The organism is Collinsella sp. AM20-15AC (assembly GCF_003471405.1).
Classification (GTDB): Bacteria; Actinomycetota; Coriobacteriia; order Coriobacteriales; family Coriobacteriaceae; genus Collinsella.
In genome coordinates this window covers 66601-91045 of sequence record NZ_QRJA01000007.1, presented here as the reverse complement: position 1 = coordinate 91045, position 24445 = coordinate 66601, and the positions used below count along the sequence as shown (strand labels likewise).

The following is a 24445-nucleotide window of genomic DNA, read 5'->3' as shown; positions in this document are numbered from 1 at the left end:
AGTCCAAGTTTCGGGGCGCAGTTCACTGTCCCCTTTGTGGTGGTTTTTGTTAGAGAGCGGGTGGGAGGGTCTCGAGGACGGCGCGGGCGGTGTTGGCGGCGCAGTCGCGTGAGTCGATGATGTAGTCGGCCCAGGCGCGGTAGCGCGGCATGCGCTGCTCGGCGAGCTTATCGATGCCATCGCGTGCGGTGATGGGGCGACCCTTATGGGCGAGTTCGTCGAGCTTGCGGTTGAGCATCACGATCTGGCTGTTCTGGTGCAGCAGCGGGTAGTTCTCGTCGCGTGTGACCACGCCGCCGCCCGTGGAAAGCACCAGGCCGCTGCGCTTGGAGATGTCGGCCAGCTCCGCCGTCTCCTGCTCGCGGAAGGCTGCCTCGCCGCGCTCGACGATAAAGTCGGCGCAGGGCATCCCCAGGCGCTCCTCAAGCGCGGCGTCCAAGTCGATGTGCTCGCGACCCGTGAGCTGGGCGATCTGCTCGCCCACACGGGTCTTGCCCGAACCCGGCATGCCGATCAGGGCAATGTTCTGCTCGCGGTGGGACAGGCGCTCCGTCACATCCAGGATGCGCTCACGCGGAGTAATCTGGCCGGTGTAGCGCTCGACAGCTTGTGCCGCCTGGGCAACAAGCATGAGCAGGCCGCCGATGCAGGGGATGCCTCGGCGCTCGGCCTCGAGCATCAGACCCGTACGGGCGGGGTTGTAGACGATGTCGATGACGCCCTCGAGCGCATCGAGTCCTTCGAGCGTGCAGGGAGCGTCGGGGCAGTGGGGGAACATGCCGGCAGGTGTGCAGTTGACGAGCAGTGTTGCACCGGACTGCTGCGCGATGTTGTCGTAATTGACCTCGCTCGTGCGACCCACGGGTACGACGATGGCGCCCAGGTCGTCGAGCACCATGCTGGCCGTGGTGCCGGCACCGCCGGTGGCGCCGAGCACGAGGACCTTCTTACCGGCAACCTCTACGCCCAACTCCTCGACCAGACACTGAAAACCAAAGTAGTCGGTGTTGTCGCCGCGCAGGCGGCCGTCGGGCAGGCGCGTGATGGTGTTGACGTTGCCCATGCGCTCGGCGAGCGGACTCAACTCGTCCAGGTATTCCATGACGGCGCGCTTGTAGGGGATGGTCACGTTGGTGCCCTCCCACTCGTCACCCGTCATAAAAGCCTCAAGATCCTCGGGCTCGCGCTCAAAACGCACGTACTCCAGGCCTGCGAGCTCTTTGTAGATGGTCGGGGTGTAGCTGTGGCCCAGCACGCGGCCCAGCACGCCGTAGGGACGGGTTGCGGCGGTATCGGTCATCTAGAGCACCTCCGTGTAGCTGCCAAAGTAGGTGAAACTCTCGCATACGTCGTCGATCGAGTCGAGCAGGTCGTCGAGGGCCTTGCTGCCAAAGGGGCAGTCCAGGTCAAAGTAGAACATAAACTCAAAGTCGTGCCCGGGGATGGGGCGGCTCTCGAGCTTGATGAGGTTGATATTGAGCGCGTAGAAGCGCTCGAGTACGCGATAGAGTGCGCCCGGCTCGTTGGCCGTGGTAATCATGAGCGAGGTGCGGTTGGCGCCGGGGTAGACGCGTGGCTCGCGGCTGATGACGACAAAGCGCGAGTAGTTGTTGTCCGAGTCCTGGATGTTGGGCTCCAGTACCTCCAAGCCGTAGAGTGCGGCGCAGCTGCGCGATGCGATCGCGGCAACATCGGTGCGTTCGGAGCTGGCGACCATCTCGGCCGACATGGCCGTGTTGGGGTACTTGGTGGCGTGCAGGTCGTGCGCCTCGATAAAGCCGGCGCATTGGGCAATGGCCTGGCCGTGGCTGTAGACCTCGTGCACGTCCGCAAGCTTGGCGCCGGGCTTGACGAGCAAGTTGTGGTCGATTTTGAGGCGAAGCGAGCGCACGATGTGGAAGTCGAACTGGGCGAGCAGGTCGTAGACGGCGTTGACTGAGCCGGCGGTGGAGTTCTCGATGGGCAGCACGCCAAACTCGCAGAAGCCGTCGCGCACGGCGCGCATAACGCCCTCGAAGGTCTCGAAAAACGCGATGTCGGGCACGTCGAAGAGCCTGCACGCGGCAATTTGGCTATAGGCGCCCTCGACGCCCTGGCAGGCGACGCTAGCCGTCTGGGGGAAAGGCGTGTCAAAGGCTGCAGCCGTGGCGTGTGCCCTTTGCGAGACCGTGATGCCCTTGAGCTCGTTGATATAGCGCTGCTGCTCGGCCTTGCTCATGCTCATGAGGAGGCGGAATAGCGTGATGGTCTGCGCCTCGTAGCGCTCGGGTGCGCGGCTGGCGAGGTTGTTGAGCTTGGAGCGCTCACGGGCGGGGTCGAAGACGGCCTTGCCCATCTCGTTTTTTGACTTGGCGACCTCGGTGGCAATGTCCATGCGCTCAACAAAGCTGTTGAGGAGCGTGGTGTCGATGCCATCGATGGCCTGGCGGATGTCAGCAAGGTCCATGAAGACCCCTTTCACGTGTCGGGGGATGTTGAGGGGTGGGTAGTTAGCGCTGGGCGGCGTCTTCGAGGAGGGCGTCCCAGATGGCAAGGGCGGCGGCTGCCTCGGCTACGGGGACAGCTCGGGGGACGATGCAGGGATCGTGGCGGCCGTGGACCGAGAGCTCGGCATTTTCCATAGCGTCCATGTCCACCGTCTGCTGCTCGCGGCCAATTGAGGGCGTCGGCTTTACGGCCATGCGCCACATGACGGGAGCGCCGGTCGAAATACCGCCCAGGATGCCGCCGGCGTTATTGGATTCGACCTCGATCTCGCCGGTTTCGGCATCGATTCGATACGGATCGTTGTTCTCGCTGCCGCGCATGGCGGCCACGGCAAAGCCCATGCCGAACTCCACGCCCTTTACGGCGGGAATGCCAAACGCGATTTGCGCGATGCGGTTCTCGATGCCGTCGAACATGGGGTCGCCGATGCCTGCGGGAAGCCCGTAAATGCCGCACTCCACGATGCCGCCGATGCTGTCGAGTTCGTCGCGCGCGGCTAGGATCTCCTCACGCATGCGGCCGGCTGCGGCGGCGTCAATGCACGGCAGATCGTTCGTAAGGATCGCCTTGCGGTCGGCCTCGCGATAGACCATATCGTCCATCGGCAGGTCGGAGATGCCGCCGATCTGCGCCACATGCGCCATGACCTTAATGCCGCGGGCCTCAAGTGCCTGCAGCGCGATGCCGCCCGCGATGCATAAGGGTGCTGTTAGGCGGCCGGAAAAGTGCCCGCCGCCGGCGACATCGTGCATGTTGTGATACTTCATGCGCGCAGGGAAGTCCGCATGTCCCGGACGGGGCTTGCGGCGCAGCTCGGAGTAATCCTTGGAGCGCGTGTTGGTGTTCTCGATAATCGCGGCAATGGGCGCGCCGGTGGTGTGCCCATCGACCACGCCGGCGATGATTTGGGCGGCGTCGGCCTCGCGGCGCTTGGTCGCGGTCTCGTCGCGACCGGGGGCGCGACGGTCCAAAAAGGCCTGCAGCTGCTCCTGATCAACGGCAATGCCCGCCGGGACGCCATCGAGCGAGCAACCGATGGCGGGGGAGTGCGACTGGCCGAAGATGCTTAAGTGCAAGACGTTGCCAAAGGTCGAGGACATGCTATTCCTCCTCGAGCGTGACCTTGCCGCCCAGCAGACGGTAGTGGTCGAAGAAATCGGGATAGGACTTGTTGACGGCCTCGGCGCCGTGGATCACGACCTCGCCGGTGGCGCGGCTCGCGGCGATAGCGGCCATCATGGCGATGCGATGGTCGTTGTGCGAATCGACCTCGCCGCCGGTGAAGGCATCGACGCCCTTGATGATGAGGTCATCGCCGGCAATGCGCACCTGCGCGCCCAGCGCGGTGAGCTCGCGGGTGGTCGTGACCAGGCGGTCGGATTCCTTGATGCGCAGACGGGCGCAATCGCGGATAAAGGTGCGGCCCTGTGCCAGCGAGGCCACGGCCGAGATAACGGGCACCAGGTCGGGAATGTCGTGGGCACTCATCTCAAAGCCGGCGAGCTTGTCGGACTGCACGGTGGCGGCGTTGGTGGAACGCACGATGCGGGCGCCAAAGCGCGAAAGTGCGGCAAGCACGTTACGGTCGCCCTGTGCGGAGCTTAGGGATACGCCCTCGACGGTGATGGGGTCGGTGCCGATGGCACCGGCGCACAGCCAAAAGGCGGCGTTGGACCAGTCGCCCTCGACGGCTACGCTGCCGGGCGTGCGGTACGAGCCACTGCTCACGCGGAAGTTCGTGACCTCGGGCTGGCCGTCCTTGGCCGGAATGCGCTCGACGTTGACCTCGACGCCAAAGGCCTTCATGGCCTGGATCGTCAGGTTGATGTAGGGGCGGCTCTCGATGAGGCCGGTTACCTGCACGCAGGAGGGCTGGGCCAGCAGCGGGGCTGCCAGCAGCAGGCCGGAGATATACTGCGAGCTCACGTTGCCCGGAAGCACAAAAGTGCCCGGGCGCATGCGTCCGCTCGTCTTGAGCGGAAAACCGCCCAGACCCTGCAGGTAGCAGCCGGCGGCGATGATCTCGTCCGAGAGCGGGGAGAGTGGGCGGGCGCCCAAGCGTCCCTGACCCACAAAAGTTGCTTCTGCGCCCAGCGCGCAGGCGACGGGCAACATAAAGCGGAGCGTGGAGCCGCTTTCACCGCAGTCAAGCGTGCCGCCGGCAAGGGCCTTGAGCAGGCCAAACTCAACACTCTTCATGGTGGGGTGGACCTGGAAGCCGTCCTCGACGGTCTCGATGCGGGCACCGAGTGCCGTAAGGCAACGCACCGTAGCCTCGATGTCGGCGCAGGTGGTATTGCAGGTGACGTGTGTCGCGCCGTTGGCAAGCGCAGCGCAGATGATCAGGCGATGCGCCATCGACTTGGACGCGATGGCGGGAACGGTGCCCTTGAGCGGGGACGGGGTGATGCGGGCTAGCATGCGGATGCGTCTCCCTTCTGGCCGAGGCCCTCGGCAATGAGTTCGTGGAAAGTGGAAAGCGGCGTGCGGTCGATGCTGCAGCGGCCAATGTCGTGCGGAATCACCAGATCGATGGTGTTGCCCGCGCGCTTCTTGTCGTGGAGCGCCTCGGCAAAGACGGCATCGGCATCTAGGTCGCAGCGGGTCTTGAGGCTATGGCGGGCGCAGAGTTCCTCAATACGACCGGGAAGGGCAGCATCGCAAACGCCGTGCAGGGCCGCGGCGCGCGTGATGATACCCATGCCGATCGACACGCAGTTGCCGTGTCCCAGCTCAAAGTGCTTGCAGGCCTCGACGGCATGTCCGGCACTGTGTCCAAAGTTGAGGAGCTTGCGCTGGTTGGTTTCGCGCTCGTCGGCGACGACCACGGCGCGCTTGATGTCGATATTGCGGGCAATGATAAGCGCCACGCGAGCCACGTCCTGGTTGAGCAGCTCCAGCGTGAGCGGGGTCTTCTCCAGCTCGGCGAAAAGCTCCGGGTCGGCGATTACGGCGTGCTTGACGACCTCGCCGCAGCCGTCGGCGAACTGCTCGGGCGTGAGGGTGGCCAGGCACCCCACGTCGGCGATAACCACGCTCGGCTGCCAAAAGGCGCCGGCCAAGTTCTTGCCGGCAGCCAAGTCTATGGCGGTCTTGCCTCCCACCGACGAATCCACCATGGCGAGCAGGCTCGTCGGGATCTGCACAAACTTGCAGCCGCGCATGTAGGTGGCGGCCACAAAGCCCGCCACGTCGCCCACGACGCCGCCGCCGAGTGCCACGATCACGTCGGAGCGCGAAAGCTCGTGCTCGGCCACAAACTCCAAAATGGCAACGTAGGTCTCGGCGCGTTTATGGGCCTCGCCGGCCTCGAAGGTGCAGATGCTCACCTCGTAGCCTGACGCCTCCAGGCTCTGCTTAACGGGCATCTGGTAGAGCGGGCCCACGTTGGTGTCCGTCACGATGACGGCCTTGGTGCCGCCGGCGGTGGCGCGCACGAGCGGCCCCGCCTGCTCCAGCAAAAACGTGCCAACATGCACCTGGTAGGGGCGTGCAGTGTCGATATCGATGGTAATCGCCATAAGCTATGGTCCTTTCGACCTGGCGTGATGGGTGGTCTAGTGGGCGCTCTCGTCGTCGAGTGCGCGCTTGATGCGATCGCCCTCGGCAAGGAGATTTTCCAGATAGCGCTGGTCGCGGTCCTTGAGCGCACGGCTGTAGGCGCCGAGCGAATCGATCAGATGGTCGATCTCGAAGGCGAGCGCGTCAGCGTCGTCGATCATGAGCTCGGACCACATCTTCGGGTTGAGGTGGGCCACGCGGGTGAGGTCGCGGTAGCTACCGGCCGAAAAGCCGTGGTGGACCTGGGCGGTGGGGCTCTTTACGTAGGCGTTGGACACCACGTGTGCGAGCTGGCTTGTAAAGGCGATCACGCGGTCGTGCTCGGCGGCGGTGGTCACGCTGAACTTGCCAAACCCCAAGGGGCGCACCATCTCGCGCACCTGGCCCAAGAGCTCCAGCTTAAGGGCATCGTCTACCGCGGGCGGAACGAGCACGAGCGGTGCGCCCTGGAACAGGTCGGCGCGGGAGTGCGCGTAGCCCGAGAACTGGGTGCCCGCCATGGGGTGCGCGCCCACAAAGTAAAAGCCGTGCTCTCGTGCGAGCTCAAAGGCCCGCTCACACACGATACCCTTGACGCCTACGGTGTCGATCACCACGGGGCCCATGATGGCCTCTGTGTCGGTGGCGTCAGCGAGTGCCTGGGCGTGCGCCTCGAGCCACTCGATGCAGGCCTCGGGGTAGCATGCCAGGACGATGATGTCGCACTCGCCGAGCGTCTCGTCGTTGAGCTCGCCGGCAACGGTGCCCATGCTGGCGGCCGTCATGACGTCGTCATCGGGGTCCCAGGCCAGCACACGGACGCCCGCCTGCGCATAGCCGCGGGCAAAACTGCCGCCGATGAGGCCCAGGCCCACGATGCCGGCGCACTTGGGGCCACCCTGGTTAACGCGTGCGTTTCTCACCGTGCCCATGGGCTACTCCTGAACGGTCTCTTGGCAGACGACCTCGCGGATGGCGCGGATGCGGCGCATGGTGTCGTCGAACTGGTCGGGGGTGAGGGCCTGAGCGCCGTCGGACCAAGCATGGCTCGGGTCGTCGTGGACCTCGATCTCCAGACCGTTGGCGCCGCAGGCGGTCGCCGCGAGCGCCATAGGCTCAACGTAGCGGGTGTAGCCGGTGGCGTGGCTGGGGTCGGCAACGACGGGCAGGTGCGACAGGTGGTGGAGCACCGGCACGGCGTTGAGGTCGAAGGTGTTGCGGGTGCGGGTCTCGAAGGTGCGGATACCGCGCTCACACAGGATGACGTTGTCGTTGCCCTCGCTCATGATGTACTCGGCAGCCATGAGCAGCTCGTCGACGGTGCCGGACATGCCGCGCTTGAGCAGAACCGGGGTCTGCGTCTTGCCGACCTCCTTGAGCAGGGGGAAATTCTGGGCGTTGCGAGCGCCAATCTGCATGACGTCAATCTTCTTGTCGAGGAAGACCTGCACGTCGCGCGGGTCCATGATCTCGGTGACGATCGGCATGTCGAGCTCGGCGGATGCCTCGCACAGCAGGTCCAGACCGGCGGGGCCCATGCCCTGGTAGGCGTACGGGGAAGTGCGGGGCTTGTAGGCGCCGCCGCGCAGCATCGTGGCGCCGGCTGCCTTCACGCGGCGGGCGATGCGGATGAGGTTCTCGCCCTCGACGGAGCACGGGCCGGCGATGACCTGGAACTGGTCGCCGCCGATCTTGACGCCGTGGCCGCAGTCGATGACGGAGTCCTCGGGGTGGAACTTGCGGTTGGCGCGCTTGAACGGCTCGGAGACGCGCTGCACGCGCTCGACGACGTCCATGGACTCGAGCAGGAATGGGTCGATCTTGGTCGTATCGCCCACCAGGCCGATGATCGTCTCGTTCTCGCCGCGCGAGACGTCGGTCTTCAGGCCCTTTTTCTCAATCCAGCTGACGATATGGCTGACGGCCTCGTCGCTGGCGCTCTCTTTTAAAATTGCAATCATGGTGTGCCTCTCACCTCGATGGATAACCCTTGCAAAAACGGCCCGCATCGCGAGCCGTGTATATATGGTGCATGAGAGTTTATACTATCTGATTCGCTTTTGCCTTCTAAAGTGAGCCGTTGCGCCGCGTCTTCCCCGGAATTGCAAAGCTTTTTCTTTTATTTTGATAACCCGTGGTGCACTTGGGTATAATGCCAAACGTTGGCCCTATTAGCTCAGGGGATTAGAGCGTCTGCCTCCGGAGCAGAAGGCCGTTGGTTCGAATCCAACATGGGGCACCATCGAACGTGAGACCGTCCGAACCTCGCATGGTCCGGGCGGTTTTTCTTATACCGACGCGACGTGATGGGACGTGGTATGGCAGCAACGGATATCGAGCGCGGACTCTCGACCGCCGAGGTCGAGGAGCGCATCGCCGCCGGTAAGATCAACCGCAACATGGAGCTCAAGACCAAGTCGGTCAAAGAGCTCATCATCGAGAACCTCTGCACGCTGTTCAATTTGATCAACGTGATCTTGGCGCTCCTGGTCATTGTGACCGGGTCGTTTAAGAACCTGACGTTTTTGTTCGTGGTGTTTCTCAATACCGCCATCGGTGTCATCCAGTCCATGCGCTCTAAGAAGATGGTCGATAAACTCACGCTGCTGACCTCCAAGAAGGCCATCGCGGTGCGCGACGGCGCCGAGGTGGAGCTCGACCTGGACCAGATCGTGCTCGATGACATCATCCGCTTGGGGCGCGGCGACCAGATCCCCGCTGACGCCGTGGTGGTTTCGGGCGAGGCGCTCGTGAATGAGAGCCTGCTGACGGGCGAGAGCGATCTTATTAAGAAACAGCCTGGTTCTGAGCTCATGAGCGGCAGCTTTATCGACTCGGGCCTGCTGCGCGCCCGCGTGATCCATGTCGGCGCCGACAACTACGTAGCCAAAATTAATAACGAGGCCAAGTACGTCAAAAAGGTCAATTCTGAGATCATGAACGCGCTTAACGCCATCGTGCGGTTTGCGAGCATCATCATGATCCCGCTCGGTTTGGCGTTGTTTTCCTCGAGTGTGAGCGAGCTGTGGGATGCCGCGGGAACCCCGGGCGATAGCGCGCTTTCGTGGTGCTTCTCCGAGCTGCTGGCCGGCCGCGTGCCCTCGTCGGCGCTGCTGTCCACGGTGGGCGCCCTGCTGGGCATGATCCCGCAAGGCCTGGTGCTGCTGACCTCGTCGGTGCTCGCCATCGCCACGGTGCGCCTGGCCCGCCGCAAGGTGCTGGCGCAGCAGCTCTACTGCATCGAGACGCTCGCGCGCGTCGACGTGCTGTGCCTGGACAAGACAGGCACCATCACGTCGGGTCGCATGGAGGTCGAGGGCACGTATCCGCTGCCGATCGAGGGCTTTGGCATGGGCGCGGGGGAGGGCGAAGCCGCCGTTCCCGTCGATACCACGGTGCTCGATTTTGCGCTGGCTAACGTCGCACGTGCGACCTCGGCCGATGCCAACGAGACCTGTCAGGCGCTGCTCAACTATTACGCCGACCGTCCGGTCGAGGTGTCCGAGCCGCTGTCGGTCATTCCGTTCTCGTCTTCCAAAAAGTGGAGCGGCGCGTCGTTTGCACAGGGCTCATATGTGATGGGTGCGGCGCAGTTTGTGCTCTCTGATCGTGCGTTTGCCCAGGTCGAGAACCGTGTCGCCGAGCTTGCCGATACCTGCCGCGTGCTCGTGGTGGCGCGCGTTGACGGCTTTACGCCCGATGGCGATATGGTGGGCGAGGCCGAGCCCGTGGGCTTTGTGACCATACGCGACGAGATCCGTACCTCGGCGGCCGAGACCATCGGCTACTTTAACGAGCAGGGCGTGACTCTCAACGTGATCAGTGGCGACGACCCGCGTACGGTGTCGTCGATCGCGCGCGTGGTGGGCGTGCCGGGGGCGGACGCTTATGTGGACGCCACGACGCTCGATACGCCGGCCAAGCTCGATGCCGCAGTGGACCGCTACCATGTCTTTGGTCGTGTGACCCCGCAGCAGAAGCGCGAGCTCGTGCAGGCGCTCAAGCGCCGCGAGCACACCGTGGCCATGACAGGCGACGGCGTCAACGACGTGCTGGCGCTCAAGGAGGCCGACTGCTCCGTGGCCATGGCGGCCGGCTCCGATGCCGCGCGTAACGTGGCCGAGATCGTGCTCGTCGACAACGACTTTGCCTCGATGCCCGCCGTGGTGGCCGAGGGCCGTCGCTCCATCAACAACCTGCAGCGTTCGGCTTCGCTGTTCCTGACTAAGACGCTGTTCTCGATGGGCCTGGCGGCGCTGTGCATCGCACTGCCGCCGTACCCTTTCGAGCCGATTCAGATGACGCTCATCAACTTCTTCTGCATTGGCGCGCCGGGCTTTGTGTTGGGCCTGGAGCCCAACAATGCTCGCGTGAAGGGGTCGTTCCTGACGAACGTGCTCAAGCGGGCACTGCCGGCGTCGCTTGCGGTCATTTTGGCCGCGGCGCTCGATATCTTTGTGGCGCGCGTGTTCGGCTTTAACCAGCTCACGCTGTCTACGATGTGCCTACTTACGTCGTGCGCGGCGAGTGTCAGCCTGATCTGGCGTATCTCGCAGCCCCTCACGCCCTTACGTGTGGCGCTCTTTGTGTTTGTAGTTGCCGGCATCCTGACGGGCGTTATCGGATTCCCGAAGCTGCTGTCTATTGCCAACCTGTCGATGGGCCAGATGGTTATCTTGGCTGTCATCGTGGTCATCACCTGCTCGGTGTTCTTTAAGCTCGCCACGATGATGGATTCGCTCAAGCCGCGTCGTCGTCATGCCGCAACTGGTTTTGGCCGCGGTGTGCGCGTCCGCCTGGGTCGCGGTGGCGGTAAGGTGAGCTCGACGGGTTCGACGGCGGAGCGTTTTGCCATGCGCGTCGCCGCCGACATGGCGCAGCGCCGCGAAGCTCGCACCGTTCGCGAGGCCGAGGCCCGTGCACTCGAGGGCGTGGCGCAGACCCAACCCAAGAAAAAGAAGAGCGCCGGTGCCAAGCGCTCCCGCGTGACCAAATCGGCCCAGGGCATTAAGGTCTCGATGCCAAGCAAAAAGAAGAAGTAACTACGCGCCCTGGCGATGTTGAATTGGTGCCTTGCTCCTGTGGGGCCGTGGCGATGTTATGCTCTAACCTCGATTGTTTGAATTGCTTCGAAAAGAGGATGCCGTGATCTGTCCGCATTGCCTTAAGACCATCGAGGACGGCGCCTCGTTCTGCCCCTACTGCAACGCCTATGTGGGTCCGGGCGATGGTCCGGAGCACACCGAGTTCGTGTTCTGTGAGGGCTGCGGTGCCCGTCTTTCTCCGCATGATCGTACGTGCCCCAAATGCGGACGCCCCGCTCCGGGTATCCTCTCCGAGGACGCGGCAGCATCCGACCTGGCAGCGGGCCGCACGGCGGGCTTTCCGCGCCTAACGCAAGAGCAGATCGATACCGAGGTGCCGCATGCGCCGGCCTCTGCCGCTGCGGTGCTTTCGGACGCCGCCGACCCCAATGAGACCTGCGTGCTGCCAGCTTTCGATAAGGATTTCGGTATCCCCAAGGTCGATATTCCCACGCCCGTTTCCCTGCATGACGATGCTCAAAAACCCAAGCGCAAGGTGCACCCCGACGAGGACGCCTATCACAAGCATAAGCGTCATATTCCCAAGCCGCTCATTATCATCGCGGTCCTTGCCGTCGTGTGCGGTGGTGCCTATTGGTTCGTGACGACCGATCCCATGGGTGTTATGCCTGGCTTCTACGACCAGTTTGGCCAAGCTGCACAAACCACCTTCCCCACGCGTCAAAAGGGCGAGGCGACTGAGGACGATACCAAGCAGGGCGATTCTGCCGAGGTGGTTCAGGAAGAAACCGTGCTCACCGATGATCAGCTCTATACCAGGCTCGACGGTCTGTATCAGACCATCGTGTCCTACGCTGACGAGGACCAGATCGGCGAGGTCATCGATTCCTTTAACAACGGTTATCTCCGAACGCCGCTGTCCACCCGTCAGGAGCTGTCGCAGAGTGCCTACGCCCTGCGCGACCAGATCAAAAAGACGCAAGATGAGCTCAACAACCTGAAAGTACAGGACGATACGGTCTATGCGGATGACATCGCCCACTTAAAGCAGCTTGCTGAGTGGATGTATGAGCGCGTTGACGTGATCTGCCAGAGCTGGGATATCTCGCTGGCCATTCCCGATGGCGAGTCGATGAGTTCCCACCAAAGCGAGATCCTGGCGCCCATCGCGCAGGGTGGCAACAGCGCGCTGAACCAGTACGACGCCAATGTGGGTTCCTGGAAGCCGCAGCAGCGTTCCTAAAAATAGTTCGCCATAGTCGGCATAACCTACGTGCGCAATTGATGTAAACCCGTGCTTATTGCTACAATTCGTACAAATATGCTTTAAACGCACGAGGAAGGAACCACATGTTTGGTTTTAAGAAAGAGCTCTACACACCCGAGTATCAGCTTGTCGGCGACGAGTGCGCCGTAATCGAGACGTCGAAGGGTACCATCAAGGTCAAGTTTGACGGCGAGGGCGCTCCCATTCATGTCGCGAACTTCTGCGAGCTTTCCACGATGGGCTTCTATGATGGCCTTAAGTTCCATCGCTATGTGCCCGGTTTTGTTATCCAGGGCGGCGACCCCAATACCCGCGACATGTCCGGCGCCGACGTCGCTGCCGGTCTTGAGGGCCCCGACGGTATGCCCGGTACCGGTGGCCCCGGCTACTGCATCAAGGGCGAGTTTGCCACCAATCCGCGCAACAGCCATGTCGATGGCGCCCTTGCCATGGCACGCTCCATGGACCCCGATTCCGCGGGTTCGCAGTTCTACTTCTGCCTGGGTGCCCAGCATAACCTCGATTCCGGTTACACCGTCTTTGGTACCACGGTCGAGGGTCTCGATGTGATTTCGCAGCTGCGTGCCGGCGACGAGATCGTCCATGTCGAGATCGTTCACGAGTAAAGGGGACTTCCTTGAATAGCCAGCTGATCCAACAGGGCCGCGCCGCTTACCGCGCGGGTGATTTTTCTGCTGCAGCCCAGATGCTTGGGGCGGCAAAGACTCCCGATGAGATTATGGGCGAGGCCGATCACCTTCGTGGCAACGCCTTGATGCACCTGGGCATGTATGCCGAGGCCGCCGAGGCCTATGCCGCCGCCCTCAACGACGGTACCTACGGCAAGCGCGGCGCGCTGCTCACCAACCGCGGCAAGGCGCTCGCCGCCGTGGGCGACTACACGACGGCCGCTCAGGCTTTCTCTGCCGCTACGCAGGATGCTTCCTATGCCACGCCGTTCAAGGCCTATCTGGGCCTGGGCAATGCGCTGTTCCAGTCGGGCGACTATGCCAACGCGGGAACCGCCTTCCGTCAGGCTGCCATCGACGGCGCCAATCCGGCTCCTGCCGCCGCACTCGGCGAGCTCGGTCGTTGCTTCATTAAGCTCGGCCGTCCGGCGGATGCCGTGGAGACTTACCGCACGGCTATCGACTTTGCCGGCCCCCGCGACGACACGCGTGCGCTCAACGCCGGCATGGGTCAGGCGCTTTCTGCCGCCGGCCGTCCCTCCGACGCACTCGACGCCTTTAATGCCGCTACTGCCGATGGCATCTACCAGCTCACCTCCGAGCAGGCCGATGAGCTTGCCCGCGTGCAGGATTCGCTTGCCGCGCTGTCTGCCCAGACGGCTATGGCCACGGCTCCGGCGCCCGCGATGGACGCTCCTGCCGTCGATCCGCTCGATCCTACGGGCGCGACCGGTCAGTTTATGCCTGATCCCTCGGACACCGGCTTCTTTACGCTGTCCGAGTCTGAGATGGTCCAGCAGGACCGTCAGGATCGTAAGCAGGCCAAGGTCCGTCGTCGCCATCGCCATACGGGTCTCAAAGTCTTCATCGTGCTGCTTCTGCTTATTTTGATCGCCGCGGGCGGTCTGGGCTTTGCCTACACGCGCGGCTTTGGCTTCCCGTCTCAGGAGTCTGTCGTTACCGATCTGTTCCAGGCTGCCGGCGACGGTGACGCCGCAAAGGCCGAGTCTTGCCTGGCCTCGAGCCTGTCCGAGGACGCTAAGTCGATGATCATCTCCTCGATTCCGCAGGGTGCCACCGTGTCCGTCGAGGGCATGGATCAGTCCATGACCGAGACGACCGCCAAGGTGAAGGCATCGCTGTCCAAGGGCGGCGAGCAGGAGTACACCGTCAAATTCGTGCGCTCCGACAACCATATCGGCTGGGCCGTTTCTTCGCTCGATATGGATTTCTCGGCTGCTGACAACCAGTAGTGACCTTATGGGATTTAGCTTTGCCCGGCGCTTCACCGCAAGTGAGGTGCCGGGCTTGCGCTAGTATGATGAGCTAGTAGTTTTCCAGCAATCATCCAACACATCAGGAGTTGCGTTGTTTTCTTTGATGGATATGTTCTTCGGTAGCTATGCGGGCGATCTTGCCATCGACCTCGGCACCGCAAATACGCTTGTCTCCGTGCGCGGTAAGGGCATCGTCATTCGCGAGCCCTCTGTTGTCGCCATCGACAAGAACGACGAGCGCATCCTGGCGGTCGGTATCGAGGCAAAGCGCATGCTCGGCCGTACGCCCGGCAACATCGTGGCCGTTCGTCCCCTGAAGGACGGCGTCATCGCCGACTTCGATGTTACCGAGGCCATGCTTCGCTACTTTATCGACAAGGCGTCCGAGAAGCGCTATCCGTGGACTCCGCGTCCGCGTGTCGTCGTCTGCGTTCCCTCCGGTGTCACGTCGGTCGAGAAGCGCGCTGTCTTTGAGGCCACGATCCAGGCCGGTGCCCGCCAGGCCTATCTGATCGAAGAGCCTATGGCAGCCGCTATCGGCGCCGACCTGCCCGTCGAGGAACCCACCGGCTCCATGGTCATCGACATCGGCGGCGGTACCACCGAGGTTGCCGTTATCGCTATGGGCGGCATCGTCGTCTCGCAGTCCATCCGTATTGCCGGCGACGAGTTCGATCAGGCCATCCTCACGCACGTTCGTGATGCCTACAACCTGGCCATCGGCGAGCGTACGGCAGAGGACATCAAGATCAAGGTCGGCTCCGCCGTGCCGCTTAAGGACGAGCTCGACGTCGAGGTCAACGGCCGCGACGTGATTACCGGTCTGCCCAAGACCGTGCGCATCGAGAGCGAGGAGATTCGTCGCGCGCTCAACAAGCCGCTCGACGAGATGGCCAAGGCCGTCAAGGACGCACTCGACGCTACGCCTCCCGATCTTGCCTCGGACCTTATGTACTACGGCATTTTGCTGACCGGTGGCGGCGCGCTGCTGCGCGGTCTCGACGTGCGCCTGCGCGATGAGACCGGCGTTTCGGTCAACGTCAGCCCCACGGCGCTCGATAACGTTGTTAACGGCTGTGCCCGCGTGCTCGAGGCCAATGCGTTTGATGGCGGCTTCGTCCAGACCAATGCTTAATTTCCAAAAGGTGGATTCCATTTGGCACGATCTTCGGGTTTCTCCACAAATCTGAATACCAAGCGACAATCAACGGGTATGCGCCCGTTGATTGTTTTCAGCCTGATTTCGGTGTTGCTGCTCACGTTTTATATTCGTGAGGGCGAGACGGGGCCGATTCATGCCGTTCGTTCGGGCGTGACGACGATTACCTCGCCGGTGCGTTTTCTGGGCTCGACTGTGGCGGCTCCCTTCAATGCGATCGGTAACGTGTTCTCTAACCTTACGGCGTCACAGGACACGCTTGACGAGCTTAAGAAGCAAAATGAGGAGCTGACCTCCAAGGTTGCCGAGCTCTCCGAGGCTCAAAAGACCGCCGAGCGACTGGAGGGTCTGGTCGGTCTGCAGTCGACCTACAACCTCAAGTCCACTGCAGCTCGTATCGTCGGCGCTTCGGGCGATGCCTGGACCTCGACCGTTACCATCGATAAAGGTTCTGCCGACGGGCTTACCATCAACATGCCTGTGACGAGTTCGGCTGGTGTTATCGGACAGATCATCGAAGTCTCGGCCAAGACGTCCACCGTGCGTCTGATCGGCGATGAGAACTCGGGCGTGTCCGCTATGGTGCAGGACACGCGCGCCCAGGGCATGCTGCAGGGTCAGGCTGACGGCACGCTGCGTCTTGAGTACGTGAGCGTCGACTCCGACGTTAAGGTTGGCGACATCATCGTGACCTCGGGCATTGGCGGTGTGTTCCCCAAGGGCCTTCCGCTCGGCACCGTCTCGTCGGTTGAGAAATCGGCAAACGACGTGTACTACACCATTGTGGTACGCGCCCAGACGACGGCCGAGAACAACGAGGAAGTGCTGGTCATCACCTCGCTGACCGACGAACAGTCGGCCTCGGATGAGGACGTGAGCACCGCTAATAGCACGCCGCAGGGAACGTCGCGCGATGCTGCGACCAAGACGAAGGACGAGAGCTCGGATGACGGTTCCGACACGTCCGAGACGACCGATTCCGGCTCGAGCGAATAGGGGGCATGTCCATGGATCTACACGAGCAGGGGATGAGCTCCCGCACGTTTGTAATCGCCGCCATCGTGTGCGTGCTGCTGCAGGCAGGCCTGGCACCGCAGATCTCCATTGCGGGCGGTCGCGTCAACTTTATGATTATCCTGGTGTGCCTAAGCGTGTTCTCGGGCGACCCGACCCGTGCCGTCGTGTGCGGTTTTTGCAGCGGCTTGTTCTATGACCTTTCCGCTGCCGTGCCGGTGGGCGTTATGTCGCTCCTGCTGACCGTGGGTTCTTTTGCCCTGGTGCATAGCGCCGCCGGTCAGACGGGCGGTACCCCGAGCGCGCGCGGCATCACTGTGGGTGCCTTCGCGCTTGTCATTAATGTGATCTACAGCATCATCTTGCTGTTTATGGGTTTGGAGACGAGCTTTGTCGTGGCGCTCTTCGGCCATGCGCTGCCGTCTTCGATCCTGACGGGTCTGGTTGCCATTCCGTTTTTGATGTCCGGCGTCGTGCCGCAGTCCGGTTATGGATTCTCCGCACGTGGCGGACGCCAGACGGGCATGCGCTTTAAGCCCAAGACCCGTAAGCTCAAATAGGGGAGGCCTGTAGATGTCTTCCCAGATGACGGTTATTATCGCCGGTATCGTGCTGGTAGTGGCCATCGTGGTCGCGCTGGTCATCATGCGTCGCGGCGATTCTCGTTTTACCTACGATACGCAGCATGGAACGGCCCCGCGCGCCACCGAGGGCGAGGGCAATACCGCGGCGACCGCCTTTAAGGGCCGCTTCTCCATCCTCACCACGGGTGTGGGCGCGATGTTCGCGGCGCTTGCCGTCAAGCTGTGGGGCATGCAGATGGTCTCGTCGGACTATTACGAAAAGCAGGCTAATAGCAATCAGACGCGCACCGTTACCACACCCGCTGTGCGCGGCCGCATCCTCGACCGCAATGGCGTGGCACTTGTCCAGAACCGTCCCTCACTTGCTGTCGTGGCCTACCGCGACCTTGCCGAGGATGAGGTTCTGGTTCGCCATCTTGCCAACGTGCTCGGTATGCCCTACGTGGCGGTTCTGCGCAATATTCAGGACAATTCCGAGGGTGCTCAGAGCCTGCATACCATCGCGACGGACGTCCGTCGCTCCACGGTTGCCTATATTCAGGAGCACGCCGGCGAGTTCCCGGGCGTCAAGATTGCCGAGCGTACCGAGCGCCAGTATCCATATGGCGAGACGGCATGCCATATCTTGGGCTATACCGGCACCATTACCTCCGAGCAGCTCGAGGCCCAGAATAAGAAAACCTCTGGCGATGATGATGCTTCTGCTGGCCGGATTACGTACCAGTCGGGCGATATCGTGGGCCAGGCGGGTGTTGAGAGCTACTACGAAAACCTGCTGCAGGGTATTCGTGGCGAGCAGACCGTCAAGGTCGATGCCTCGGGCAATGTGACCGGTCAGGCCGGCGCCGTGCCCGCCAAGGCCGGCTCCGACATTAAGCTCACGCTCGACCTTAAGATCCAACAGGCCTGTGAGACGGCGCTGGCGAGCGCCATCGAGCTTGCCAAGACCACTGGCTACAGCAATGCCGGCAACGGCGCTGTGGTGTGTCTCGATCCCAACAATGGCGAGATCCTGGGCATGGCGAGCGAGCCCAAGTTCGATCCTTCCGTCTTTATCGGCGGCGTCTCAAATGACGTGTGGACCGAGCTCAATGATGACAAGGGTTCGCACCCGCTGCTCAACCGCGCCATTAGCGGACAGTACATGTCGGCCTCGACCATCAAGCCGCTCTCGGCACTGGCCGGTCTTGAGTTTGGAACCTACACTTCAACACAGACAACCAACTGCACGGGCTATTGGACGGGCTTGGGCAAGGCTTGGGGCAAGCGCTGCTGGTTGACGTCTGGCCACGGCACCATGACGCTGCAGTCGGGTATCGCCAACTCGTGCGACCCCGTCTTCTACGACATGGGCAAGGCGTTCTTTTATGACGAGCAACATTCCGAGGGGCTGCAGGAGGTCTTTCGTCGCTGGGGCCTAGGCAAGACCTGCGGTATCGATCTGCCGAGTGAGGGCGCGGGCCGTATTCCCGATGCCGAGTGGAAAGAGTCGTACTTTACCGACGCCTCTGCCGAAGACCGCAAGTGGAATGCCGGCGATATGACCAACATCGCCATCGGCCAGGGCGACATTTTGGTGACGCCTCTGCAGATGGCATGCGCCTACATGGGCCTTGCCAACGGCGGCAAACAGTACGTGCCTCACGTGTTTTTGTCTGCCGTGTCGCGCGATGGCGACGGCGATGCCTATAAGTACAACGGCAAGGGCAAGAAGAAGCGCCTGAAGGCCAAGATCAACAGCGATTCGGATTTGGCTCTTGTTCGCAACGGCATGCACGACGTGATTTACACGGCATCGACGTCCTTGGCGGCTCACTTTGGCACCCTGACGCCGCAGGTGTACGGCAAGTCGGGCACGGGCGAGAAAAGCGGCGAGGACGAATACGCGTGGTTTTGCGCCTATGCGCCGGCCGATGATCCCAAGTATGTCATCGCTACTGTCCTGGAGCAGGGCGGCGGTGGCTCAGATACCGCGATGCATGTCGTGCGCGATGTGCTCGGCGTGATTTATGACGAGCCCGATACCTCTTCGGCCTCGGGCGATTCTTCGGTTCGATAGGAGGTTGCGATGGATTTTTCTCCGGCGGATCTGTTCCGTTCAACCAAGACCGGCTCTCGCAGCAGCCTGGACCGTGTCAACAAGCAACTTTCGGCCTCGCGCGGCACGTTTCGCCAAAAGGTGCATATCGGTGTGCTCGTGGCCACAGTGGCGCTCGTCGCCTACGGTGCCATCATTATCTGGTCGGCTTCGCAGTTTAAGGCCGATGCTTCGTTCTCACGCCATCTGCTGGGAATTGGTATCGGGGCGTTGCTGGCGGTGCTGGTCTGGCGTACCGACCTGCGCGGTATTTCCAATTTCTCGACAGCGTTGCTCGTCATCGACCTGATCGTGATCTTCTCGCCCAAGATTCCGGGTCTGTCCTATACGGGCGGTCTGGGCATGACGGGCTGGATCAAGATTCCCGGTATCGGCTTGACATTCCAGCCGGTCGAGCTTGCCAAGCTCATCACCATCTTCTTTATTGCCACGCTTGGCTCGCAGTATAACGGCCGCATCGATACCGTTCGCGACTACGTCAAGCTCTGCGGCATGCTGTCCATCCCGTTTTTGGCCGTCGTCGCCATGGGCGACCTGGGCTCGGGCCTGGTCGTGCTGGTCTCGGGCGCCATCGTCATCTGCATGAGCGGTGCGCGCCGCGAATGGATGCTGTCGACCCTGGCCCTGCTCGTGGGCCTGGTAGCCCTCGTCCTGGCGCTCGATTCGGTCTTTGATTCGTTGCTCGGCCACGATGTGCTCATCAAGCAGTATCAGATGAACCGCCTGACGGTCTTTATCGACCCCGATAATGCCGATTCGGACGATGCCTACAACCTGCAGCAGTCGCTTATCGCCGTTGGCTCGGGTGGCTTCTTTGGTAAGGGTTTGGGCCATGCGACGCAGTCGGCCGGCGGCTTTCTGCCCGAGTTCCACACTGACTTCGTCTTCGCCTTCCTGTCCGAGACCTTTGGCTTTTGCGGTTCCTTTTTGCTCCTATGCCTCTACGTGCTGCTGATCTTTTCGACGATTCGCGTCGCCTTTAAGTGTGAGTCGCTGTTCTTGCGCCTATCGTGTGTGGGCATCGTTGGCATGTGGGCGTTCCAGACCTTCGAAAACATCGGCATGTGCATTGGCATGATGCCGATTACCGGTATTCCGCTACCGTTTATTAGCTTCGGTTCGTCTTCGATGATGATTCAGCTGCTGACGGTGGGTATCGTACAATCCATATGGCGGCATCGTTCGGGCGCCGCGTAACCGCTGGAGGGGTTTGCTATGAAAATTCCCGTAGATAAGCTGACCCGCGCTTTTAAGATGGGCGCGTCCGTTAAGAAGGATTCCGATACGCCGGTGCGCGTCTCGGTCTATTTGGATTCGTCCGCCTCGCGCTTTCTGGCCGAGACGGTGCGTGACGCCTTTGTGCCGCAGACGACCTCGGGCATTGTGCGCGTCGAGCGTCTGGGGGAGGAGCGAATTGCTCCAAAGACCGATACCGATGTGGTACTGGTGCTCTCGTGCGGTTCCGACCGCTTGGAGAGTGCCGTGCAGGAGCTCGTGATCGCCGGCGCGCCCGTGTGCGTGCTTGCCGAGTCTGCTGTGGAGGTGCCGTTTATCGAGGAGTCCACGCCCATGCTCGGCGTGGTGGCGGCAACCGATAAGACGTATCTGCTCGAGACGCTTGCCCGCTGGATTCTCGATCGCACCGAAAAGGAAACGGCTTTTGCGGCGAACTTTGCCTTCATGCGCATCGCGGCGGCCAATCGTATCATCACCTCGTGCGCGCTCACTAATATGGCGACCGGTGCGCTGGTGTTTTTGCCGGGCGCCGATTATCCCGTTATGGCGCTGGCGCAGGTGGGCATGCTCTTTGAGCTCGCTGCCGTCTTTGGACGCGGCATTAAGCCTGAGCGCGGCTACGAGGTCGCGGGCGTGCTTGTCGGCGGTCTTGTGATCCGCGCGGTCACCCGCGCGCTCGTCAAGCAGACGCCGCATATTGGGTTTGCCGTCAAGGCGCTCACTGCTGCCGCGGGCACCTATGGCATGGGTCGTGCGCTCGTTTCGCTCTACGAACGCGATGTCGACTACAGCCGTGCCAACGAGGTGGTTACTGCCACGTTCTCCCGCGTTCGCGATCTGGTGACCACGGTCGCGGGCGCTACCCGTCCTATGGCGTCCTATCAGGACGCATCAGATCTCGCTGCTTAGGGGTTTTCCGTTGCGCGTTCCGTATCAAGACTGCTTTCATTTAATTGAGCCGCTGCTCGCCAAGGTCGAAAAGCCGAGTCGCTATATCGATCACGAGTGGGGCACGCTTTCCAAGGCCGATGCCGACTACCGTTGCTGCCTGATCTACCCGGATGTGTACGAGGTTGGTCTGCCCAACCAGGGTATCGCCATCCTCTACAACATCCTTAACCAGGCCGAGGGCATCTCCTGCGAGCGTGGCTATGTGCCGTGGCCCGATATGGGTGACGCTATGCGCGAGGCAGGCATTCCGCTGCTCTCGCTCGAGGGTGCAGCGCCGGTCGCTTCGTTTGATATCGTCGGCCTGCATGTGCCGCACGAGATGGCGGTGACGAACTTCCTCGAGGCGCTCGACCTCGCTGGCATTCCGCTGTTAGCGGCCGACCGAGGTGAAGACGACCCCATCATCATCGCCGGCGGCCCCTCGGTGTACAACCCCGAGCCGTACGCGGCCTTCTTCGATGCCATCCTCATCGGCGAGGGCGAGGAATCGCTGCTCGAGACCTGCCAGCTGCATCGCCGCCTGCGTGACGAAGGAGTCCCGCGCGCGCAGATTGTTGAGCAGCTTGCATCCATTGCCGGCAACTACGTGCCGTCGCTCTATGAGGTTCGTCACGACGAGCCCTGCTCGCCGCATGGCTACACCGTGCCGCGTGAGGGCAAGGACGCTCCGGCCGTGGTCTACAAGCGCGTCGTCGAGGATTTCGGCGCCACGAATCCGCTGTCGCAGTCGTGTGTACCCTATGCGCAGCTGGTTCACGACCGCCTGTCTATCGAGATCCTGCGTGGCTGCGCCCGCGGCTGTCGTTTTTGCCAGGCCGGCATGACGTATCGCCCGGTGCGCGAGCGCTCGGCCGACCAGATCGTCTCGTCGGTGATTCAGGGTCTGGAAAAGACCGGCTATGACGAGGTGTCGCTGACCTCGCTCTCCACGACCGACCACTCCTGCATTCGCGACGTGCTCGGCAGGCTCAACCGTCGCCTGGAGGATACGGGTATTCGCGTGTCTATTCCATCGCAGCGCCTGGATTCGTTTGGCGTGGATATGGCCGAGTCGGTCGCCGGCGAAAAGAAGGGCGGCCTGACGTTCGCACCCGAGGCCGGCAGCCAGCGCATGCGCGACATCATTAACAAGAACGTGACCGAGGAGGACCTGGACCGTGCGGCCAAGGCGGCCTTCGAGGCCGGCTGGAACCGCATGAAGCTCTACTTTATGATGGGCCTTCCCGGCGAGCGCGACGAGGACATCGTGGCCATCGCCAATCTGGCCGATCACGTGCTGGAGCTCGGTCGTTCTGTGGTGCCCAAGGCTCGTCGCGGCTCGATCTCGGTGTCCATCTCGGTTTCGGTGTTTATCCCCAAGGCTGCCACGCCGTTCCAGTGGTGCCCGCAGCTCGACTACGACGACGTCAAGCGTCGCCAGAAGCTGCTTATCACGAGCGTTCGCAACCGTGCCGTCCGCGTGCATTACCACGATGCCGAGACCTCGCTCATCGAGGCCGCGCTCTCCCGCGCCGGTCGTGACATGACGCCCGTCATCATCGATGCTTGGCGCTCGGGGTCTCGCTTTGACGCCTGGGTAGAGCATTTCTCGCTCGATAACTGGAAGGAGGCTGCTGCCAAAAACGGCATCGACCTCAATGAGCTTGTGCACCTGCCCTACGAGTTGGACTGGCGTCTGCCGTGGGAGCATGTGAGCCCCGGCTGCACGCGCGGCTTCCTCGAGCGCGAGTACCGTCGCTCGCTCGAGGGTGTCACGACTCCCGACTGCACTCGCACGTCGTGCACCGGCTGCGGAATCTGCCCCACGCTCCACGCCAAGAATGTATTGATGGGTGATCGCGCATGAGTGAGCGCCTGACCGACAACCCCACGCTCTTTAGACTTCGTGTTCGCTATGGCAAGCGCGATCGCCTTAAGTACCTGGGCCATCTCGAAGTAATCCATACCATTGAGCGCATCGTGCGCCGTGCGGGACTTCCCTATGCCGTCACGCAGGGCTTCTCTCCGCACATGCGAGTGGGCTTCTCTTCGGCGCTACCGGTGGGTACGTCGTCGATCTGCGAGTGGTATGACCTGTTTATGACCGAGTTCGTGGCGCTCGACGAGGCGTTTGGGCGCCTGGCTGCGGCGTCTCCGGCCGATCTGGCGCCCATCGAGGCGGCGTATATCGACGTGCGCACGCCGGCGTTGACGGCGCAACTCACGCGTCTGTCGTATCGCATCGACCTGCACTTGGATCCCGAGGCGCCCGTAAGCGCCGACGAGGTGCGTCGTGCGATCGACACGCTGCGCGCGGACCATGGCATCGACTACGCGCGCGGCAAAAAGAGCAAGCGCTTGGATTTGGATCACACGCTCGTGGGCTATGAGCTCACGGCGGGGGAGCGCCCGGACCATTTGGTGCTCATGCTCGACACCCATGCCGACAACGAGGGCTCCATGCGTCCGGAAATTTTGCTTTCTGCTGCTGATGTTTTGTTGCAGGGCTTGACCCCGGGCGTGGATGCACCTATTGTTTCCACCGGTATGCAAGACCTCGTGACCATCTGCTCCTACGATGTCGAGCGTCAGAATCAAGCATGCGAGGACGACGAGGGCCGACTCGTCAGCCCCATACCTGTGCGAACTTGTGGATTTGCTCCACATACTCGTTGACGGGGGTATTTTCGCCTGCTACTATATTCGACTGTTGCACTAACTGATGCATGAAGGGCAAGTAAACATGTACGCAATCGTTAACACGGGCGGCAAGCAGTACAAGGTCGCCACCGACGATGTCATCACCGTCGAGAAGATCGAGGGCAATGAGGGCGACAAGGTCACCCTGCCGGTCATCTTCCTCAACGATGGTAAGAAGATCGTCACCGATCCCGACAAGCTGGCCAAGGCCAAGGTTACCGCTCAGATCGTTGAGCAGTTCAAGGGCGAGAAGCAGCTGGTCTTCAAGTTCCACAAGCGCAAGCGCTATCGTCGTCTGAAGGGTCACCGTCAGCAGCTCACCAAGCTGAAGATCGTGAAGGTCCAGGCTACGTCCCGCGCCAAGAAGGCTGTCAAGGCAGAGGCCGAGGCTGTTGCCGAGGCTCCCGTCGCCGAGTAGA

General features: G+C 62.1%; 20 protein-coding genes and 1 tRNA gene. 14 read left to right on the top strand and 7 right to left on the bottom strand.

Annotation, left to right across the window (positions count from 1 at the left end; genetic code table 11):
• Nucleotides 1–49: 49 nt before the first annotated feature.
• Genes DW233_RS03845 through aroF form a run of 7 tightly spaced genes read right to left on the bottom strand, consistent with a single transcriptional unit; the run spans nt 50 to nt 7988 of the window.
• The gene (locus DW233_RS03845) at nt 50–1300 is read right to left on the bottom strand and encodes a shikimate kinase (protein WP_118266774.1); all 1251 of its coding nucleotides are present in this window, start codon (nt 1298–1300) and stop codon (nt 50–52) included.
• On the bottom strand, nt 1301–2446 hold the full coding sequence (locus DW233_RS03840) for a bifunctional chorismate mutase/prephenate dehydratase (protein WP_118266773.1): 1146 nt from the start codon (nt 2444–2446) through the stop codon (nt 1301–1303).
• A 43-nt stretch (nt 2447–2489) separates the two neighbouring features.
• Complete coding sequence (gene aroC, locus DW233_RS03835) at nt 2490–3587, bottom strand: chorismate synthase (protein ID WP_118266771.1); 1098 nt, start codon at nt 3585–3587, stop codon at nt 2490–2492.
• A 1-nt stretch (nt 3588) separates the two neighbouring features.
• Entirely contained in the window at nt 3589–4908 is a 1320-nt protein-coding gene (aroA, locus tag DW233_RS03830; RefSeq protein ID WP_118266769.1) for a 3-phosphoshikimate 1-carboxyvinyltransferase, read from the bottom strand.
• Entirely contained in the window at nt 4902–6008 is a 1107-nt protein-coding gene (gene aroB, locus DW233_RS03825; RefSeq protein ID WP_118266767.1) for a 3-dehydroquinate synthase, read from the bottom strand. The genes aroA and aroB overlap by 7 nt, the downstream gene beginning before the upstream one ends.
• A 36-nt stretch (nt 6009–6044) precedes the next feature.
• The gene (locus DW233_RS03820; protein ID WP_118266765.1) at nt 6045–6959 is read right to left on the bottom strand and encodes a prephenate dehydrogenase/arogenate dehydrogenase family protein; all 915 of its coding nucleotides are present in this window, start codon (nt 6957–6959) and stop codon (nt 6045–6047) included.
• Between the two features lie 3 nt (nt 6960–6962).
• On the bottom strand, nt 6963–7988 hold the full coding sequence (aroF, locus tag DW233_RS03815) for a 3-deoxy-7-phosphoheptulonate synthase (protein ID WP_117635288.1): 1026 nt from the start codon (nt 7986–7988) through the stop codon (nt 6963–6965).
• A gap of 204 nt (nt 7989–8192) precedes the next feature.
• Between aroF and DW233_RS03810 the strand changes: the two genes are divergently transcribed.
• From DW233_RS03810 to rplU, 14 genes are all read left to right on the top strand, one after another.
• A tRNA-Arg gene (locus tag DW233_RS03810) sits at nt 8193–8269 on the top strand.
• 76 nt (nt 8270–8345) lie between these two features.
• Entirely contained in the window at nt 8346–11069 is a 2724-nt protein-coding gene (locus DW233_RS03805) for an HAD-IC family P-type ATPase (RefSeq protein WP_118266763.1), read from the top strand.
• Between the two features lie 103 nt (nt 11070–11172).
• Nucleotides 11173–12315, top strand: coding sequence for a zinc ribbon domain-containing protein (locus tag DW233_RS03800; protein WP_158551271.1), 1143 nt, complete (start codon nt 11173–11175; stop codon nt 12313–12315).
• Between the two features lie 107 nt (nt 12316–12422).
• Complete coding sequence (locus tag DW233_RS03795; RefSeq protein ID WP_055249980.1) at nt 12423–12965, top strand: peptidylprolyl isomerase; 543 nt, start codon at nt 12423–12425, stop codon at nt 12963–12965.
• Between the two features lie 11 nt (nt 12966–12976).
• A complete protein-coding gene (locus tag DW233_RS03790) occupies nt 12977–14281 on the top strand; it encodes a tetratricopeptide repeat protein (protein ID WP_233502548.1) in 1305 nt (434 codons plus the stop codon).
• A 127-nt stretch (nt 14282–14408) separates the two neighbouring features.
• A complete protein-coding gene (locus tag DW233_RS03785; protein ID WP_006236061.1) occupies nt 14409–15440 on the top strand; it encodes a rod shape-determining protein in 1032 nt (343 codons plus the stop codon).
• Nucleotides 15441–15518: 78 nt separating this feature from the next.
• On the top strand, nt 15519–16460 hold the full coding sequence (gene mreC, locus DW233_RS03780) for a rod shape-determining protein MreC (protein ID WP_117773548.1): 942 nt from the start codon (nt 15519–15521) through the stop codon (nt 16458–16460).
• A gap of 11 nt (nt 16461–16471) precedes the next feature.
• Nucleotides 16472–17038, top strand: coding sequence for a hypothetical protein (locus DW233_RS03775; protein WP_117736659.1), 567 nt, complete (start codon nt 16472–16474; stop codon nt 17036–17038).
• 13 nt (nt 17039–17051) lie between these two features.
• Nucleotides 17052–19121 carry a penicillin-binding protein 2 gene (gene mrdA / locus DW233_RS03770; protein WP_118266761.1) on the top strand — a complete coding sequence of 690 codons (2070 nt, stop codon included), beginning with the start codon at nt 17052–17054 and terminating at the stop codon, nt 19119–19121.
• Between the two features lie 9 nt (nt 19122–19130).
• Nucleotides 19131–20357, top strand: a complete 1227-nt coding sequence (locus tag DW233_RS03765; protein ID WP_118266759.1) for an FtsW/RodA/SpoVE family cell cycle protein — start codon at nt 19131–19133, stop codon at nt 20355–20357.
• An 18-nt stretch (nt 20358–20375) separates the two neighbouring features.
• Nucleotides 20376–21305, top strand: a complete 930-nt coding sequence (locus DW233_RS03760) for a YcjF family protein (protein WP_117637228.1) — start codon at nt 20376–20378, stop codon at nt 21303–21305.
• Nucleotides 21306–21315: 10 nt separating this feature from the next.
• Nucleotides 21316–23193, top strand: a complete 1878-nt coding sequence (locus DW233_RS03755; protein ID WP_118266758.1) for a TIGR03960 family B12-binding radical SAM protein — start codon at nt 21316–21318, stop codon at nt 23191–23193.
• Complete coding sequence (locus tag DW233_RS03750) at nt 23190–24002, top strand: TIGR03936 family radical SAM-associated protein (protein ID WP_117757141.1); 813 nt, start codon at nt 23190–23192, stop codon at nt 24000–24002. Before DW233_RS03755 ends, DW233_RS03750 begins: the two co-directional genes overlap by 4 nt.
• 67 nt (nt 24003–24069) lie before the next feature.
• Nucleotides 24070–24444, top strand: a complete 375-nt coding sequence (rplU, locus tag DW233_RS03745; RefSeq protein ID WP_035138585.1) for a 50S ribosomal protein L21 — start codon at nt 24070–24072, stop codon at nt 24442–24444.
• The last annotated feature ends 1 nt before the right edge of the window (nt 24445 follow it).

Bases quoted from the DNA above. Each gene is read 5' to 3' on its own strand.
- DW233_RS03750 (WP_117757141.1), top strand. From the start codon at position 23,190: ATGAGTGAGCGCCTGACCGACAACCCCACGCTCTTTAGACTTCGTGTT.
- aroB (WP_118266767.1), bottom strand. From the start codon at position 6,008: ATGGCGATTACCATCGATATCGACACTGCACGCCCCTACCAGGTGCAT.
- DW233_RS03785 (WP_006236061.1), top strand. From the start codon at position 14,409: ATGGATATGTTCTTCGGTAGCTATGCGGGCGATCTTGCCATCGACCTC.
- aroA (WP_118266769.1), bottom strand. From the start codon at position 4,908: ATGCTAGCCCGCATCACCCCGTCCCCGCTCAAGGGCACCGTTCCCGCC.
- aroC (WP_118266771.1), bottom strand. From the start codon at position 3,587: ATGTCCTCGACCTTTGGCAACGTCTTGCACTTAAGCATCTTCGGCCAG.
- DW233_RS03820 (WP_118266765.1), bottom strand. From the start codon at position 6,959: ATGGGCACGGTGAGAAACGCACGCGTTAACCAGGGTGGCCCCAAGTGC.
- aroF (WP_117635288.1), bottom strand. From the start codon at position 7,988: ATGATTGCAATTTTAAAAGAGAGCGCCAGCGACGAGGCCGTCAGCCAT.
- DW233_RS03805 (WP_118266763.1), top strand. From the start codon at position 8,346: ATGGCAGCAACGGATATCGAGCGCGGACTCTCGACCGCCGAGGTCGAG.
- DW233_RS03845 (WP_118266774.1), bottom strand. From the start codon at position 1,300: ATGACCGATACCGCCGCAACCCGTCCCTACGGCGTGCTGGGCCGCGTG.
- DW233_RS03840 (WP_118266773.1), bottom strand. From the start codon at position 2,446: ATGGACCTTGCTGACATCCGCCAGGCCATCGATGGCATCGACACCACG.
- DW233_RS03765 (WP_118266759.1), top strand. From the start codon at position 19,131: ATGGATTTTTCTCCGGCGGATCTGTTCCGTTCAACCAAGACCGGCTCT.
- mrdA (WP_118266761.1), top strand. From the start codon at position 17,052: ATGTCTTCCCAGATGACGGTTATTATCGCCGGTATCGTGCTGGTAGTG.
- mreC (WP_117773548.1), top strand. From the start codon at position 15,519: ATGCGCCCGTTGATTGTTTTCAGCCTGATTTCGGTGTTGCTGCTCACG.
- DW233_RS03760 (WP_117637228.1), top strand. From the start codon at position 20,376: ATGAAAATTCCCGTAGATAAGCTGACCCGCGCTTTTAAGATGGGCGCG.
- rplU (WP_035138585.1), top strand. From the start codon at position 24,070: ATGTACGCAATCGTTAACACGGGCGGCAAGCAGTACAAGGTCGCCACC.
- DW233_RS03795 (WP_055249980.1), top strand. From the start codon at position 12,423: ATGTTTGGTTTTAAGAAAGAGCTCTACACACCCGAGTATCAGCTTGTC.
- DW233_RS03775 (WP_117736659.1), top strand. From the start codon at position 16,472: ATGGATCTACACGAGCAGGGGATGAGCTCCCGCACGTTTGTAATCGCC.